Annotated in this window: 20 protein-coding genes; 16 read left to right on the forward strand and 4 right to left on the reverse strand. The window is 61.4% G+C overall.

The annotated features are described in order from the left end of the window. Positions 1-44 precede the first annotated feature (44 nt). On the reverse strand, positions 45-248 hold the full coding sequence (locus ARUE_RS23205; RefSeq protein WP_043472103.1) for a helix-turn-helix domain-containing protein: 204 nt from the start codon (positions 246-248) through the stop codon (positions 45-47). Positions 249-913: 665 nt separating this feature from the next. On the opposite strand from ARUE_RS23205, the gene ARUE_RS23210 reads away from it, so the two are divergent. From ARUE_RS23210 to ARUE_RS23530, 16 genes are all read left to right on the forward strand, one after another. Then, a complete protein-coding gene (locus tag ARUE_RS23210) occupies positions 914-1846 on the forward strand; it encodes a ParA family protein (RefSeq protein WP_043472106.1) in 933 nt (310 codons plus the stop codon). Further along, on the forward strand, positions 1843-2457 hold the full coding sequence (locus tag ARUE_RS23215; protein ID WP_011928058.1) for a DUF2339 domain-containing protein: 615 nt from the start codon (positions 1843-1845) through the stop codon (positions 2455-2457). The genes ARUE_RS23210 and ARUE_RS23215 overlap by 4 nt, the downstream gene beginning before the upstream one ends. Further along, positions 2454-3140 (forward strand): SAF domain-containing protein, encoded by a 687-nt coding sequence (locus ARUE_RS23220; protein ID WP_051025164.1) that lies wholly within the window; start codon positions 2454-2456, stop codon positions 3138-3140. Before ARUE_RS23215 ends, ARUE_RS23220 begins: the two co-directional genes overlap by 4 nt. A gap of 3 nt (positions 3141-3143) precedes the next feature. Beyond that, a complete protein-coding gene (locus ARUE_RS23525) occupies positions 3144-3950 on the forward strand; it encodes a CpaE/TadZ family protein (protein WP_011928060.1) in 807 nt (268 codons plus the stop codon). Further along, complete coding sequence (locus ARUE_RS23230) at positions 3951-5516, forward strand: TadA family conjugal transfer-associated ATPase (RefSeq protein ID WP_011928061.1); 1566 nt, start codon at positions 3951-3953, stop codon at positions 5514-5516. A gap of 2 nt (positions 5517-5518) precedes the next feature. Further along, entirely contained in the window at positions 5519-6391 is an 873-nt protein-coding gene (locus ARUE_RS23235) for a type II secretion system F family protein (protein WP_011928062.1), read from the forward strand. Beyond that, complete coding sequence (locus ARUE_RS23240; protein ID WP_011928063.1) at positions 6391-7275, forward strand: type II secretion system F family protein; 885 nt, start codon at positions 6391-6393, stop codon at positions 7273-7275. The genes ARUE_RS23235 and ARUE_RS23240 overlap by 1 nt, the downstream gene beginning before the upstream one ends. Positions 7276-7382: 107 nt before the next feature. Continuing rightward, positions 7383-7592 carry a hypothetical protein gene (locus ARUE_RS23245; protein WP_043472109.1) on the forward strand — a complete coding sequence of 70 codons (210 nt, stop codon included), beginning with the start codon at positions 7383-7385 and terminating at the stop codon, positions 7590-7592. An 82-nt stretch (positions 7593-7674) separates the two neighbouring features. Further along, on the forward strand, positions 7675-8094 hold the full coding sequence (locus ARUE_RS23250; RefSeq protein ID WP_011928064.1) for a TadE family protein: 420 nt from the start codon (positions 7675-7677) through the stop codon (positions 8092-8094). Beyond that, positions 8091-8525, forward strand: a complete 435-nt coding sequence (locus ARUE_RS23255; RefSeq protein ID WP_011928065.1) for a TadE/TadG family type IV pilus assembly protein — start codon at positions 8091-8093, stop codon at positions 8523-8525. Before ARUE_RS23250 ends, ARUE_RS23255 begins: the two co-directional genes overlap by 4 nt. Positions 8526-8529: 4 nt before the next feature. Continuing rightward, entirely contained in the window at positions 8530-8931 is a 402-nt protein-coding gene (locus tag ARUE_RS23260; protein WP_011928066.1) for a Tad domain-containing protein, read from the forward strand. Between the two features lie 16 nt (positions 8932-8947). Further along, on the forward strand, positions 8948-9562 hold the full coding sequence (locus tag ARUE_RS23265; protein ID WP_011928067.1) for a hypothetical protein: 615 nt from the start codon (positions 8948-8950) through the stop codon (positions 9560-9562). 335 nt (positions 9563-9897) lie between these two features. Further along, a complete protein-coding gene (locus tag ARUE_RS23990; RefSeq protein ID WP_051025166.1) occupies positions 9898-10575 on the forward strand; it encodes a hypothetical protein in 678 nt (225 codons plus the stop codon). A gap of 4 nt (positions 10576-10579) precedes the next feature. Further along, the gene (locus ARUE_RS23275; protein WP_011928069.1) at positions 10580-13528 is read left to right on the forward strand and encodes a LysM peptidoglycan-binding domain-containing protein; all 2949 of its coding nucleotides are present in this window, start codon (positions 10580-10582) and stop codon (positions 13526-13528) included. Between the two features lie 16 nt (positions 13529-13544). After that, the gene (locus ARUE_RS23280; protein ID WP_011928070.1) at positions 13545-14135 is read left to right on the forward strand and encodes a prepilin peptidase; all 591 of its coding nucleotides are present in this window, start codon (positions 13545-13547) and stop codon (positions 14133-14135) included. Between the two features lie 60 nt (positions 14136-14195). Further along, complete coding sequence (locus ARUE_RS23530) at positions 14196-14711, forward strand: hypothetical protein (protein ID WP_011928071.1); 516 nt, start codon at positions 14196-14198, stop codon at positions 14709-14711. A 66-nt stretch (positions 14712-14777) separates the two neighbouring features. On the opposite strand, the gene ARUE_RS23535 is transcribed toward ARUE_RS23530, so the two are convergent. Genes ARUE_RS23535 through ARUE_RS23300 form a run of 3 tightly spaced genes read right to left on the reverse strand, consistent with a single transcriptional unit; the run spans position 14778 to position 16684 of the window. After that, entirely contained in the window at positions 14778-15425 is a 648-nt protein-coding gene (locus ARUE_RS23535) for a DUF7255 family protein (protein WP_011928072.1), read from the reverse strand. Positions 15426-15434: 9 nt separating this feature from the next. After that, a complete protein-coding gene (locus ARUE_RS23295; protein WP_011928073.1) occupies positions 15435-15875 on the reverse strand; it encodes a hypothetical protein in 441 nt (146 codons plus the stop codon). Then, the gene (locus tag ARUE_RS23300; RefSeq protein ID WP_162486291.1) at positions 15875-16684 is read right to left on the reverse strand and encodes a hypothetical protein; all 810 of its coding nucleotides are present in this window, start codon (positions 16682-16684) and stop codon (positions 15875-15877) included. Before ARUE_RS23300 ends, ARUE_RS23295 begins: the two co-directional genes overlap by 1 nt. Positions 16685-16691: the final 7 nt, after the last annotated feature.

Below are 16691 nucleotides of genomic sequence, written 5' to 3' on the forward strand. Positions count from 1 at the left end.
GTAAATGGCGTTCTGTCGAATGCTGGCACTTGGGCACTCGGACGTCAGTTGATCCCGTCACCGGCGTCCTTTGACACGTCGCTGCCGCCGCTACGGACCCACTCATCGACCTCGCTTGTTTGAAACTTCCAGAGTCGGCCAACCCTGTGGGCCGGCATGCGTTTGTCGTTGATCCACGTATAGACAGTGTCTTTTGTGATCCCCAGATGGGCGGCAATGTCATCGGCGGACAGCCAAGGTTCGGCCAAGGTGGAACCTCCAGTCAGGCACTAGACGCCTAGGCTATCGCAAACGACCGGCTTCAGGAGGATTTGACCGGGTCTAAGCGGGTTAAGCACGGCATTTTGGAACGTTGTGCACGGGATGGCCATCGACCACGTCCGTCACGCCCGGGTCCGCGGCCGGCCGGTGTGGCGCTCTGTGCGTGCGTCCCATCGGCTTGTTGGAGTGCAAGCCCTCCTCCGGTTGGCTCTGGCACCCGGAGTTGCAGGACGCTTTTGAGCTAACGTGGCTGACTGCGTAGCGAATGCGCCCAACAGCGGTAGACAAAGGAAGAAGCGCATTGAATGCGCATCGAACGCATCAAGAATGCGTTTTGAATGCGTTCTGAATGTGCATTCATAGCGCATATTCTGCACTTCTCCAGCATCCTACCTGCGCTTGCTCCTCGCCTTGTCTGCGCGTTAGAAGCGCTGCTTATGCGCAAGTGCTGCACCAAGTCTGCGCTATCCCGGTGCTTGCAAAGTTGCACGAGAGCGTTGGATATGCGCATGCAAAGCGCGCTCATAGTGTTGATCATGCGCATGGGAAGCACTACGCTGTTGCTATGGAATCGCTATCAAATCGCGCTCTTAGCGCTAACGGAGCACAGGGATCGCGCCCTGCTGTCGCCGTAACTGCACATGGCGGGCGCATGTCCGTCATCAACTCTGAACTCAGACTGCTGCTCCGACGGGTCATAGTCGTCGCCAACGGCAAGGGGGGAGTGGGCAAGACCTCGCTGGCTACCAACACGGCGGGGATCCTGGCTGAGGCCGGCTATAAGGTCCTCTTCGTCGACATGGACCCGCAGGGCAATGCGGGTATCAATCTCGGCTATGACGCTGCCGGACTCGGCGACGAAGGCCGTGCCCTGTACGAGGCCGTCACTTTCGATCAAGCACCCGTTCCGGTCAAGGACGTCCGTCCGAACCTGGACGTCCTGCCCGCTGGGGACGAGTACACGGAACTCCTTGCCGATGTGATCCTCAGTGACATGCGCCGCGGTGGCAGCAAGCAAGGAGCCGTCGGCCGGGCGCTTGCAAAGGTCGCCCACCTGTACGACGTCATCGTCATCGACACACCGCCGCTCTACCCGGCGCTGCTCGATGAGGCCTTACTGGCCAGCCGTTGGGTCCTTGTGCCCACCACAGGCGAGGAGAAGAATCTGCGCGGTCTGGCCAAGCTCGCCAGACGGATCAGCAACATCCGCGGCCACAACGACTCCCTTGCGCTTCTGGGCGTTGTTCTCCATGGCGTGACGAAGGGTGCCACCAAAATGGAAGCCGAGGCCCGCAAGGACCTCAAAGAGATGCTGGGCGATGCCGCCCCGATCTTCGAAAGCACCATCCGCTACGTCTCCGCGGCCGACGCCGACGGATCACGGCGCGGACAGCTCGCACATGAGCTCGCCAACGATGCTCAGACTGCCGAGCCCTTCTGGAAGCGCCTGCGAGGCGAAGCTACGGGTCCCGTCATCGCCAGCAGTGCAAGCAACCTGGCCGAGGACTACATGTCCCTCGCGAGGGAAGTAGTCCAGGAACTCGAAACCCAAGAAGAAATCCTCGCCCAGGAGGCGGCAAAGTGACCGCACTTGGCAAGGACCCGGTCCAGCAAAAGCGCCCCAGCCTCGGGGAGTCATTCACCCTCAAGCGGACGGCCGTCCCTCAAGTTCCTGGTGCAGAACCCACACCTGAAGTAGCTACGCCGGAACCGTCACCCCCGCCACGTGACGAGGCAGCCGCGACAGAAACCTCCCACGGCACTCAGGCAGAAGCCCAGGACCGGCCCCGCTACCAAGCGCCAACTTCACCAGTGGACCCCGGCAGGGCGGACAAAGGACTGACGCTTCGCATGCCCAAGAGTCTCTACGACCGGTTCAAGGCTCGGAAGGAACGCGAAGGCATCAGCTACCCAAACCTGATGTTCACGGCCGTCAGTAAAACCCACAAACGGCTCCCGGAGCTCCTTGCGACCAGCACCATCGACCTGGCCAAGGACGAAGACAACCTGTTCGATCTGCCGACAGCCGTCTCAAAAGTCAGTGATCTCGCCAAGGAAGCAACGGAAGACCTGCCCATGCGCGTCACTGCCCACAACATCCAGGTCCTGGACAACCTGAAGGCGACCTACAACGCACCAAGCCGGAACCACCTGATCATCACATGCATAGATGCCTATCTGGAGGAGACCCCTTGAGTACCGACACCGCAGCGCCGGAACAGCGTCGCAGCAAACAAAAGGAAACGCCGGCGAAGGCTGTAAAGCCTCTCGTCGAATCGAAAGTCCGCAGCCGCGTACGCCCCGGGATGCTGGCCGGCGCACTCGCGCTGATCATCGCCGCGGCGCTCGGAGTCGCATGGCTGGTCAACTCCAGCGGGAACAACATCACCGTGTTCTCCGCCAGCAAAGACATCACGCGGGGAGCCATCGTCCAGGCCTCAGACCTCACAACAGTCCAGATCCCCGCGAACCAGCCCATACCAGCACTCTCCGCATCCAATGCATCCGATGTCATCGGCAAAACAGCCGCCGTCGACATCCCCCAGGGGACCCTCCTTTCGCAGAACAACACGACATCAGATACAGGCCTCCAGGCAGGCAACTCGATCGTCGGTATCTCACTGACCAGCGCCCAACTCCCGCCCTACCCGCTCAAAGCCGGCGACCAAGTACGCATCGTCGATACACCGATCAACCAGGGCGAACCGCCCAAGGAAACCCCGAACAGCATCAAGGCAACTGTCATTACCTCCAAAACCGACAGCGTCAGCGGGAAGACCACCGTGGCCGTGGAAGTCCTGGAAGCCAAGGCGCCGGACCTGGCCGCCCGCGCTGCTACCGGACGCGTCGCACTGATTCTTGATTCACTGAAGGGCTGACCGATGGCCAACATCCTCCTCATGAGCGTCACCGGATCACCAGGCGTCACCAACACGACACTGTCCATGACCATGACCTGGCCAAACCCCGCCATGCTGGCAGAAATCGACACCTCCAAGACGAGCTGCATCCTGCCCGGTTACCTCCGCGGAGAACAGCCACACACCCGGAGCCTGATTAACCTCGCCGTGGCGGCCCGGGGGAGTGGCACCATCAACTCGGACCAGATCTGGTCCCAGACCGTCGAACTGGCCAAAGACCGCTGGCTCCTCCCGGGACTGGTCACGCCGGCAGCCGCGCCCTCCCTCGCCGGGCTCTGGGGCTCACTCGGCACCGCTGCAGGTACATTCGAACGGTCCAACATCGACGTCCTTTTCGACGCCGGACGCTGGTCCGTCTCGGACCAGCGTTCGCCGCTGATGACCCTTGCCGACGCCGTTGTCATCCTTGCCCATCCCACACTTCCGGACATCACGGCCCTACGGGACCGCCTGCCGGCGATTCAAACCCTTCTGGCCGAGCACGGGCACCCCGACCACCTCGGTCTCCTCCTGGTCAGCCCGTCGTCGGGTCCGTCGTACTCTTCCGGGGATATCTCCAAGAACCTTGGCGTCCCCGTCCTGGGCAAGCTTCCCTGGGATCCGAAGACCGCCCCCGTCTTCCATACCGGTCAGCCGCAACCTGGACGGCTGGACCGCAGCCCCTACATGAAGGCTCTGGCAGCGGCGATGGACACCCTGAAACAGGAAGTCCGGGAACGTCGGGAACGTCTGTCCGAAAGATCCTCATCAACAAAGGAGCGCGTCTAAATGAATGCCGTTGAACCAGACGACATCGGGCTGGATCTGAACCGCTTCCCGCTCTTCACGGAGTCTCCGGAAAAGGACGTCGAAGCCAGTCCCCGTAGGTCAGCTGCCGCAAATCACCTCGCCGCGGCCATCGGCACCGCACGAACTCTCACGGTGGAAACGCCGGATGAGCCTGCCCCTCCTCCCGCACCACAGCCAGCCCAGCCTCGGCATGGTTCCTTCCCCGCCGCGGGCACCAGCACTGAGGGCGTTGACTGGATGTTGGTAGCCGCGTTCCGGCAGGACATCTCCAAGCGCATGTCCAGCGCCATGACAGCGGATGGAAGTGACGGCCAGACCTCGGACAAGGATCTTGGCCGGAGCATGATCCAGCAGGTCATCCGGGAACACACCGATGCGCTGGTCCGCGGGGGACAAACCGCGTGGGACCAGCAAACCGAAGATCGCATGACGAAGGCTCTCTACGATTCCATCTACGGACTGGGCCGTATCCAGTCCCTGGTCGATGACCCTCGTGTCGAGAACGTGGAAATCTACGGCGACGTCGTCCACGTTGACTACGGCGGCGGTGAAGTCGTGCTCGTTCCCCCTGTAGCGGACTCCGACGAACAGCTCATCAGTGACATTCAGTTCATTGCCGGCGGCGGAGGTGAACGCGGCCGGTCCTTCAGCGCCGGAACGCCCATCCTGTCCATGACTCTGCCTGGCGGTGAACGCCTGGAAGCACTACACCCGCCGATTTCCCCGCGGCCCCTCATCGTCATCCGCCGCCACCCGATCGTGGCTACCAGGCTTATGGATCTGGTCTCCTGGGGAACGCTGACCCCGGACATGGCCGAGTTCCTGTCCGCCGTGGTCAAAGCCGGCATGTCCATTGTTGTCTCCGGCCACCAAGGCGCTGGCAAGACCACGCTCGTGCGCTCCCTCGCGCACGTTCTGCCTCCCCACGAACCGATCGTCACGATAGAAAACGAACGCGAGCTCCACCTGGACAAGAGCGGGCTGCATGACCGGATCCGGCCCTTGGAAGCCAGGCCCGGGCAGGGCGAGGCCTCCCAGGACGGCCGCAAAACGGGTGAGATCACCCTTGAGGACCTGCTGGTTTCCAGCCTTCGCCTCAACACCCACCGCGTAATCGTCGGCGAGGTCCGTGGTGACGAGGTGGTGGCTATGTTCAAGGCCATGCAGGCCGGTGCGGGATCCATGTCGACGCTGCACGCCAACAGTCCCGCCGACGCCATCGAGCGATTGGCCACCCTTCTCCAGCAAGGTATGCAGACGTCACCCTCCTTCGCCTACCGCCAAATCGGGCAGCACATCGATTTCATTGTCCAGATCAGTAACCAGGTCGACGGAACCAGGACGAGGGAACGATTCATCTCCGACATCAGCCAGGTCCTCCCCGGCGAAGGCGACCGGCCCTCCGTTCTGCCCATCTTCAAGACCACCAGCGGATCCACCCAAGCCCAGTGTGAAAACCTGCCGCGGATGCAGGAATTTGCGCGGCTCGAAGCCGTCGGCTTTGATAGAAATCGGCTGCGTCCGAATCTGGGGGAGGGGGCTTAGCCATGATGCCAATAATTGCCGCGATCATTACCGCAGCCCTTGGCGCTGGGCTCCTGCTCCTCTATGTCGCCTTCCAACCCAAGCCCGTCAAAGATGCAACCCGGCCCAAAGGCATGCTCGGACGCAAAACCAACGGCCTTCTTGGCACCTGGGGCAGCCGAAAATGGATGATCTTCGCGGCCTCCGTCGTAGGTGGGATCGTCGCCTGGTACGCCACGGGATGGATCGTTTGCCTGATCGCAGTCCCGCTGGCCGCCTTCGGCCTTCCCGCGCTCGTGGGAAAGTCCGGTGCCACCGCCGACATCAAAAAACTTGAAGCCCTGGCAACCTGGACTCACAGCCTTTCCGGCCTGATCACCACCGGCGCAATCCTGGAACACGTCCTCCAGGTCTCCCTCCGCAATGCACCGGAGGAGATCAAACCCCAGGTCAGCAACCTAGTCAGCCGCCTCAACTACCGCTGGTCTCCGCCCGCGGCACTGAAGGCATTCGCCGATGAGCTCAACGACGCAACAGCTGACATCGTCGTCGCCCATCTCCTGCTGGCCTACAAGATCCGCGGCGGCGGACTCGCAGACGCACTGGATGACCTGGCCTCCATCATCAACGACGAAGTACGGCACCGCCGCGAGATCGAAACCGACCGCGAAAAGCCACGCACGACCGCCAAGCTCGTCACCTTGATCACCGCAGTGTCCCTGACCTTCATGGCCTTGTTTGCCGGCCAGTTCCTTGCCGCCTACAAAGAACCACTTGGACAGCTTCTCCTGACCATTTATCTGGCCGGCTACGTCATGATTCTCATCTGGATGCGTCAAATGACCATAGGGAAGCCTGCACCCCGATTCCTCACAGATACCGGGAGGGCCAGCTGATGTGGCCACTTGCATTGATCATCGGAGCGGTCGCCGGCCTCGGCCTGACTCTGCTCATCTTTGAGCTCGTCCCCAAACAACCCAAACTTTCGGCCGCCCTGGAACGGCTCGGCACCACAACCGTGGAAGATGTTTCGACGTCGAGGAACATCAACTCGCTCCTCGGAAGCTGGGCCCAACGCCACCTCAGCGGAATCACCGGGTTCGGGATCCCGGCACGGGACCTGTCGCTGCTGAACATCACTGCCCAGACCCACCTGGCCACCAAGGTCAAGGCAGCGGCCGCCGGCATCCTGGCCCTAATCGTGTTGAGCGCGGTTTTCTGGCTCTTCGGCCTACCTCCTCTGTTCCCGGCAGTTCCGGCTATTGCAGCCGTTCCCCTCGGCCTTGGACTCGCCGTGCTGGTCGATGCAGGCGTCAAGCAACAGGCAGTGGAGGCACGTGAAGAATTCTCCCGGGCTGTCGCAACCTACTTCGAGCTCGTGGCCGCTGAGCGCCGTCGTGGATCCCCCGCTCAACATGCACTCAGCGAAGCTGCCGGCGTCGCCGATTCATGGGTGTTCCGCAGGATCCGCCAGGAGTTGCTGCGAGCCAGCCTCCAGTCACAGATGCCCTGGAACGCACTCCGCGAACTCTCGGAGGAAATCGGAGTCAAGGAACTCCGGGACCTGGCCGACATCATGCAGCTCAGCGGTGAAGAGGACGCCGCCGTCTACGAAAGCCTCAGGGCTCGCGGTAAGTCCCTGCGCAGCCAGATGGTGACCGATGAGCACCAGGAAGGCAACAAGCAGACCGAACGCATGACTGTGCCTATGACTCTCCTCGGCGCCGTGTTCATGGCGATCCTCATCACCGCACCACTTCTCACATTGATGGCCGTCTAGATGTCTAAAGCAGACAGCTGCGCGCCCCTTGCTTCACTGAGGGGCCTCAAAACCCTCTTAACAGGAGCACCACAACAGAATCACCAACGAACAAAGGAAACGAACCAATGTCCCCTCTGATGAAACTCGCGGTACTGGCCCAGATGACCGCAACCATGTTCACGGCCAGAGTCCGCCAGGCCGCAATGTCCGACGAACGCGGATCAACCACCGTGGAAAAGATCATCATCACAGTCGTCGTCGCTGGCCTCGCGATTGCTGTGGGCGCCGCAATCACCGGTCTGGTGAACGGCAAAATTGCCGAGATGCCCAAGTAAGAGCAACCGCTGTTCCTTGCCCAAACGCAAGTGCACCTGACAGTATGAAGGAGAAGCCCTCACTGAAAAGAGGCAACATCCAATGACCGAGTTCGAGAACACAGACGCTTCCCCCGGCCGACCCGGCGCAGGGGATTCCGAGCGTGGATCCGAAACGGTTGAGACGGCGATCCTCTTCTCCGTACTGATCCTGGTCGTCTTCGGCGTCATTCAAGGCGCCCTTTGGTTCCACGCCCGGGACATCGCCCACAGCGCAGCCTCCACGGCATACTTCCAAGCACGTCTAAATGACGCCGGCGAAGCTGATGGCACCTTGGCCGGGCACACCATCCTGGACAGCAGCAAGAGCTCACTCAACGGAAGCAATGTCGCAGTCACCAGGTCCGCCACCACAGTGACAGTAACCGTGACCGGCACAGCACCAACCATCCTCAGCTTCCTCGGAATTCCCCAGATCTCCGAGACAGTCACGGGTCCGGTCGAAAGGTTCACGGCGCCATGAGAACCAGGAAACCCGACGAAAATGAACGCGGTTCTTCATCCGTCGAATTCGCCATTTTGGGCGTCACGATGCTGCTCTTCATCGGCGCACTCATCGCAGGGGGCCGTATCGCCATGGCCCACAACGCCGTCCAGAGCGCAGCGACAGCTGCCGCGCGCGACGCCTCACTCGCCCGAAGTGAAGGTGCAGCCCAGACGCAAGGATCAAACGCCGCCGGCCTGTCACTGGTCAACAGCGGACTCAGCTGCATCAACCAGTCAACCTCCGTCGACACCAGCGCGTTCGCCGCGCCCCTCGGAGTCACAGGATCCGTGCGAGCAACCATCACGTGCAGTGTTGACCTCAGCGCAGCTGCCCTCCCGGGCTTCCCAGGAAGCATCACCATCTCCAAAGACAGCATCAGCCCCGTCGACCCCTACCGTCAGAGATAACGCCATGAGCAACCAGAACGATGCGCAGCAGGAACGAGGATCCGCAACACCCTTCATCCTGATCCTGGCCGTCGGACTCCTCATCATGGTCGGGCTCGTCGTCGACGGTGGAGGCCAAGTCAACGCCAAAGACCAGGCCAACAGCGTCGCCCAATCCGCAGCCCGAGCCGCAGTCGTAAACATCTCTGACGCCACCGGCGGAACGCCAGTCATCGACACAGCCAGCGCCCAAGCAGCAGCCCAAACCTATATAGCCGCAGCAGGAAAAACCGGAACCGTAACCATCAACGGAAATAATGTCACTGTAACCGTCACCAGCAACTACCAAACGGTCTTCCTGAGCCTGGCCGGCATCAACACACTCACAGGCTCCGCAACATCAACCGCGCAACTGGCGCAGCGATAACCAGGAGAAAAACACCATGACCACAGCACGCACCAAGCGCTCAATCATCGGAGCCCTGGCAATCGCCACACTGGCCCTGACCAGCTGCGCCGTAGGCGGGGGCACCCCAAGCCCCACGAGCTCTTCCGCAACACCAACCGCCGCGCCCACTCCTCAACAGTCTCTTCCTCCCGTGTCGAAGGAAGAGTCCATCGAAAGCGCCCAGGCCGCCTACAAGGAATACCTCGACGTTTACATGGCGGTCGGTTCCGAAGGCGGCAAGAATGAGGAACCTCTTAGGTCCGTCTCTCAATCTTTGATCGACGGCGGCCATGTAAGCGACGCATTCGACTCGTTGAAGCGAACAAACAGCCATTTCGACGGGAAACTGTCCTACAAGTACCTCTCCGGAGAGGTCACATCCTTCAAACCGATCAACGGCGACGCCGAAGTACCTCTGGGTCAGGTCGATATGTCGCTATGCCTCAACAAGGATGATTTCCGTGTTGTGGGGGCAGACGGCACCGACGCCGGAAAGCATGGTCCGCAGCAGATGCTGTATAGCGTTCGCGCAATCTGGTACGGAGAGCGCTGGCTTATTAATCGTGACTGGATCACTGACGACAAGGTGACAGCGTGCGACGCCTCGTAGGAGCTTTCTTCGTCGCTGCTTCCCTTGTCATCGGAGCAACGATCGCAGCTGGGCCATCATATGCGGAGGGAACCGGAGGCTGCCCTGTCGGGCAAGTACCAGATCCAGCCGTTCCTGGGGCCTGTGTCGTTTCCGTGGGGACCGGTGGAGGCTCTACAGAGCCCACTCCAGGCGGTGGAGGGAACACCGGCGGAAGTGTCGGCGATCCTGGACCTCGGCAATGCTCCGCAACAGGAACAGGAGTCCTTGGCTCTCAAAAGACAATCCGCAAAGCCGGTCCACTGCCGTGCGTCAATAATCGCGGAGCTATCTGGGACGACGCGCACCAATGCTACATGTCCGAATACCGCGGCGAACCTGGACATCCAGAGGGAGAAATCTGGAACAACGGCAGTCTGGTTGAGCCGAAGAACGACATAGGCACTTACTACGGATGTGACGGTGCAAGTTATGTCGACGCAGCGCAGGTGCCTATTTGGCTCGATGTCCCACCAGGTACGCCCACAATCACTCCGGCTCAGGCTGCCGCGGAGTTGATGAAGCGGTTCCAGTTCAAGGGTGTCGATGTGGGGATTGTCCCGAAGAATCAGCCCGGGTTCCAAGGTTCTGTCGGTCTCCCGGTTTGGATGTGGGTCAATAACCCTGGGCAGGACAGCTACGGTCCGTGGACTCAAAGCGACACCATTCAGGGCTTGGCCGTGACGGCCACTGCCAGAGTGACCCGAATTGACTGGGGCATGGGCGACGGTCAGGTTGTCAGCTGCGCGAACATCGGCACGCCCTATGTCACCGCCTACGGCCTCCAACAGTCCCCGACGTGCGGATACGTCTACCAGACCATGTCCAAGAGCCTGGCTGGCGGCATGTACACAGTGACTGCTACGTCCCACTGGGAATTCCAATGGGCCGCCGGCGGCCAAACGGGCACTGATACGACGACTGCCCAGTCAGTCACCCAGATTGCAATCGGCGAACTTCAATCCGTCAACGTAAAGAATCCAGGACAGGGGTAGGACGATGCTAAAGCTCCTCAAAGGACTAGCAGCTCTCGCAGGTCTCGCGGTGATCGTAGCCGGAGTGCCGTGGTTGCTGCTTACCGTCGCCGGAAACCCCATCCCTTCCTGGGACACAATCGCAGGGCTCTTCACCCACCCGGACTACGGCGGATCCTTCCTCATGGGAAGTCTCCTGCCGATCATCGCCTGGATTGCCTGGGCAAGCTTCGTCTTTTCTCTACTGACCGTCATTCCCTCTGCACTTCGAGGAGTGAAGCCGCCGCAGATCCGCGGGCTCGCAATTCAGCAGAAGACAGCCAGTGCCCTTCTTGGAGCCGTCATCGTGATGTTCGGTGGCCTGGCCGGCGCAGGAGCTGCAACAGCCGCAGAACCGACGGCACCCGCCGTTTCACACAGTGTGGCCGCCCAGCAGGCACCCCAGACAATTGCACCGTCCGTGGCACCCCCCGCTACCGATGGCGTGGTGATGAAATCGCTCACGGTCAATGAAGGCGATTCGCTCTGGGGCATGGCCGAGTCAAGTCTTGGCGACGGCGATCGGTATCCCGAACTGTACGAAGCATCCAAGGGCATTGTTCAGGCAGATGGCCAGACCATCTCAAACCCTGACATCATCCAACCTGGCTGGACGATCAACGTCCCAACGATGACTCAAACGCCGACACCGGCACCGCCCGCTCCTGCACCTACCCCTGAGCAGGAGCCCGACGCCCAGGCGCAGGCACCCGAAGGCGTCCCTGGGGCCGCACCCAGCGATCAGGTGAATGCTGCCCCGGCAGTGGCGCCTGCCCAAGACCAGAACCAGAACCAGGCTGCATCAGCGACGTCCGCTGAACAGCCAGCCGGGGACTCTTCTGAGTCAGCGCCGGCTACATCAACAGGTGCCAACGACTCAGCAGCGGACGAAGAACCGATTGCAGATATGTTTGAGGTTCGCACCGTAGGCGGCATTGGGGGTCTTCTGGCTGCCTCCGTCCTGAGTGTCCTGGGCATTCGTCGTTTCCAGCAGAGGCGACGCCGCAAGGTCGGGGAGCGAATCAGCATGCCGTCCCCGGAAATTACCTCCACTGAGCTTGAACTGCGCGCCGTCGAGAACCCCAAGGGCGTTGACGACATCGACAAGGCCCTTCGCTACTTGGCCGCATGGGCACGTGAGAACGACGAGCGTCTGCCTAAGCTCTTCGCACTGCGACTGTCTCCCACGAACGTCGAGCTTTACCTGGATGAGCCGGCTGAACTCCCTGCGCCATTCACCATGACGGTTCCCGACAAAACCGCATGGGTTGTGGACCCGGACGAGATCCCCGCATTCGATCCTCGGCCCACAGCTCCCTATCCGGGACTGGTCACCCTGGGACAGGACGCCAGCGACGGCCACATCCTGGTCGACGTCGAACAGATCGGCTCGCTGAACATCTCCGGCCCGAACAAGGAAATCACCGAGGGCGCCCTCACAGCCCTCGCCGTCGAACTGGCATGCAGCCAATGGGCCGACGATCTTCAAGTCACCGTTGTTGGATTCGCCCCGGAACTGGCGGATGCCTTCAAGACCGGCCGCGTCCAGCACCTTGACGATGTTCGGTCACTGATGTCCAGTCTCCGCGGCCGCGCCCGCGCCTACAGCCGGACCTTCAAGGATCTCGGTGTGGACGACATTGCACACGCGCGCGTCGTTGCTGACACGGACACCTGGACGCCAGAGATTGTCCTGCTCAATGAATTGCCCGACGAGGAGACTTGCAAGGAGCTGGCAGCACTTATCGAGCGAGTGCCGCGCGTCGGTATCGCCGCGATCACCAACGGCCAGCTCAGTGGAGATTGGGCTTTGCGGATCGAGAAGGACTTCTCCGCGACCCTTTCCCCTGCCGGGATCCCGATCCAGGCACAGGTGATCATGGGCAAGAACTACGAACAGATTGTCCAGACCCTCGCTGTAGCCGAAGAAGAAGCTGTTGCCGCCAAAGCCGCGCTCTCCAATTCCCGTGATAAGGCTCCTGCACCACAGACACCCATTGACCCCGAAGGTTCCCCCGCCCAGGACCCGGACCCTATCCAGGCGCCCATCGAAGTGAACGCCGAGTCAGAGGGCCCGGACGAGACCCTGCCGCTTCCCGCGGAAGAACAGCCGGCGGCCGCAGAGAGCGAAGCCCCCGCCCACGAGGGGATAACCGCTACTGAACTGCCGGAAGCGGATCATCCGATGATCCGTGTCCTTGGCTCCGTCCGTGTTGAAGGGGCCAAAGGCATCGAACCCCGCACAGCGAAAGCGAGCTATGTCGCAGGCTGCTCCGCCATAGCGACGTTCCTGGTACTGCACCCCGGGGCCACCCGCGCGGAGCTGCACCACGCGATCTGGCCGAACGAACGTCACGATGACCAGAAGAACGCCCAGAAGCGGAACCAGTACGTATCCAGGACCCGCCGCTGGCTCGGCACAGATGACGAGGGCGAAAACTACCTTCCCGTTGTCTCCTCGGACAGCCACGCGCTCCTGGACCACGTCACCAGCGACTGGAACCTCTGGAAAGCCCTGGTGGGAGATGACTACCGCACAACATCCACCGCAGACCTCGCGGCCGCCATGGGCCTTGTCAACGGCCAGCCGTTCACAGCCGCACCTGCCAAGTGGTTCTCATTCTCTGATCTGGACAAGCAAGACATGATCAGTGAAATCGTCGACGTCGCCCACGAGCTGACCGACAGGGCTCTGCTCGCCGGTGACGTGGCCATGGCAAGGAACGCGTCAACAAAGGCGTGCATCGTGGACCCCGCCAGTGAAATTCCGGTGAGGGACCGGCTCCGGACTGAAGCGATGGCCAAGGACTGGGAAGCTTTCGACAAGGTGTCGGAAGATCTGACAGCCCGCCTGGCGGAGATGGAAGACGAACCCGAAGGCGAGACCGCAGAGCTCATTGATCAGCTCCGCGGCCGCCTCCGGCTGGCCAGCTGACGTGCAGCCAGCCCAAATGACCGGACCAGGCCCTGCCTCAGATCGCGATTCCATACCCCTGAGGCGGGGCCTGGTCCACCTTATTCTCGGGGGATCCTACGCATGGACCTTTGTGCTGACACTGGGCATGCGCAGCAGCCTGGGGGACCGCCCGCTCCTCACCGCGGCCATCATCTACACCACGATGATCGGGCTTGTCCTGGCTGTGACCGACTTCAAGACGCATAGACTGCCCAATGCTTTCATTTGGCCTTCCTACGGCATCCTGGGGGCCCTCTTGGTCTCCCAGGGTGTCATCACGCAGGAATGGTCAGATGTAGCCCGCGCCGGGCTGGTGGCAGCTGCAACCCTGGCCGTCTTTTTCCTCCTGCACCGCTACACCTCCCTGGGCTTGGGCGACGTCAAGCTTGCCGGCATGCTCGCCATACCCTTGGGGTGGTCGAGCTGGACAGCCGGATATTACGGGCCCGCCCTCGGATTCCTCCTGGGCGCGATCGCCGGCATCGTAGTCCTGATCACCACGAAATCGTCAAAGACCCATCTGGCCTTCGGCCCGTACCTTGTCGCCGGCGCACTGGTCATTCTCTACACATCAGCAGGATCCTGACCGGTCCACGGTTAACGTACGGTCCGGTCTATCGTCCGGCACGGAAGCTAGGGTAATGGCGTGGACATCGATCAGCTCGCACAGACAATCCGGCAGAAACACCGCAGGGAAATTTCCGCCCTTCACCATGAACTGTTCGGCGAGGATGGCACACTCTCGAAGCAGACCATCGACAACGAAAACCGGAAAACTCCCCGCATCGGCCCCGTAGCCTCGCTGACCGACAGATTCACCAAACTCACCATCGTGGCTGACATGGCCGATCTCGTCTTCCTCGAACAAAACCCTTCACTCGAAGGGACCTGCGTGACCGTCTCCATCGCCGGCCACCATCGCGTCATAGACTCACGTGTCCCTGTCAACATCGCAGAAGCAAAAGCCTGGATCAGAGTCGTCTTAGGGGACAAATGGGCACCCCATGCCTACCAGCAAGGAACCCTGTCCGGAGTAGGCGGAAGGGCTACCACGATGTACTTCCGGCTCTTCCTGGACGCCGGCTACCGCCCCTGTACCCGGCCTGACAAGTTCGGTGGACCCGAGCTCGTACCCGCCGGCATAAGCCATACCGGGCAGTAAGTTGAGCATTCATTAATTTGGCAATTGGCGTGGACGTGGGGTCGTGGCGATCCAGTGTCGGGATCCCTAAGCTGTGCGCGATTCGATGAATGCCCTCAGTTCCATCGGGTCCAACAGGAGCCCGTGGCTGGTCGCCCAATTGACGCTAAGGCCGCCAATCTCATCGTGAATCGAGACGCGGGCCAGGTTTACTCCCGGGGTGGACCAGGCGTAGGCATCGCGCACCGCATCATAGAGCGCGCGCTGCTTCCACCGGGATGAACCCTTGTCGCTAAACACCCCCGGAGCGTCGGAGCCACCGAACATGGCGTCCGATGACGGGCTGGCCCATCTGCCGCCGGACTTCCCGTCTTTCAAACACATTCCTTCCAAGGCCCCGCTGTAGCCGCTGTACTCCTGCGCCCAGGGGAGTTCAGATGACCACGACGTTTGAAGAGTCACCGGCCGGTAGCGGTTGAAGTGCAGGGCCTCGTCGAACTCGACGAACAACCCGTCCGAACATACAAAGTCCCACACCCCGGCCGTGAACTCAGCGTCGTCCCTGACACCACCCAGTGCGCGGTAGACATCGACGATGGAGCCCCGGACGTCATCAGAAAGCTGCTTCGTGGTGGCTGCCACCACGCCATGCTCGCGGGGCGTTTCCAGAACGTCGTACCCGGCCGCCACCAAAGAGGCCCTGAACGCGCTGGCCCGCTTCCCGTGCTTTCCCATGACCGCATCCTAGCGAGCCGTGGAAAGCGTCTCTCCACGAAGCTCGTGCCAGAGCAATACGGCGGCCAGGCAGTGCTTCGCGATTCCGGGAACTTCCGGGCCATAGACGGCATCGTGGCCGCCCTCACCAGAGCGCCGGTCAACGATCATGATCGGGGACGTGATGTCGATGTCATTGTCTTTATTGATATACAGAGTGCCGTAGAGCATCCACCATTCCGCGTGCCACCGGATGTGCCATCCCCTGGCGCTTCCCGCCACCCTGGTGGCGCCACCGCTGGGCATACGCCGTACCAGGGCCTCGACCTTCTCAAGGACCGCTTTGGCTTCCGCGTTGTCACGTGTGCTGCGGAACGAGAACCGCATGAGCGATGACAACTCATCTTTCAGTGCATTGACGTCTCCCGGGAGAGTGGACAGGGCCTCGTCGAGTGCATGTGCTGGATGCATCAGGGCTGCTCGCTTTCAGGTAGTGAACGCAGGTACGTCCAGATGGTTTCAGGGTCTGCGGTCAGACCCGTCAGAGGATCGGCAACTGCCTTCAGGATGGTGTTAGTGAGGCGGATCCTGCCATACGCCCAGGCCAGGCCGCCCGGGCGCTCCCGGACGACCGAAGCAGGCCGGTCCAACGCCAGTTCCATGAGCTTCTGACTGGCGACGTGGCCAAGAAGAATACACGGACCATTGGCGGAGCCCCGACCCGGAATATTCTGCTCCTCGGGAGGCAAAGGGGGATCGTTCGGTGATCGAAGGATCGACCTGAAGGCATAAACCTCCTTGGTCGCCTGAAGGAAGCAAATATTCCAGGCTTCCCGGGGGTCAAGATCGAAAAAGCGATGACTGATGTCCCACACATTGCGGGATCCCCGTTCGGGCTTCTCTTCAAGGAAGGCCCGCTCCGAAGGCCACTCCGGGATGAAGGGATCGATGTCCCGAATGGAGAGGACGCGGTCCACAGTGGAGCCCCGGTCCGTCACTGCAACAGGTGCGTCGACGTCAGTGACAGGATCAAACCTGGCCGGATCCGGGCCGTGGAACCGATGCGGCCCCTCACCCATCTGCTTGATGCGGCTGACGCTCAATCCTGCGGCCTCTGCGATCTCCCGCTGCGGATGCCGGCCGCGGGCGGCGAAAATCGCATTGTCCCTATCGGAGCGGGCACGGTCCATGCGTCGAACAGCTTGGGCGATCGTGTCCAAAAGACTCGGTGCGGGTGCAGGGGCTTCTACCGGGCTGCTGCGACGTGAAAACATGGCCATAACTCCG

The sequence above is a fragment of the Arthrobacter sp. Rue61a genome, assembly GCF_000294695.2.
Classification (GTDB): Bacteria; Actinomycetota; Actinomycetes; order Actinomycetales; family Micrococcaceae; genus Arthrobacter; species Arthrobacter aurescens_A.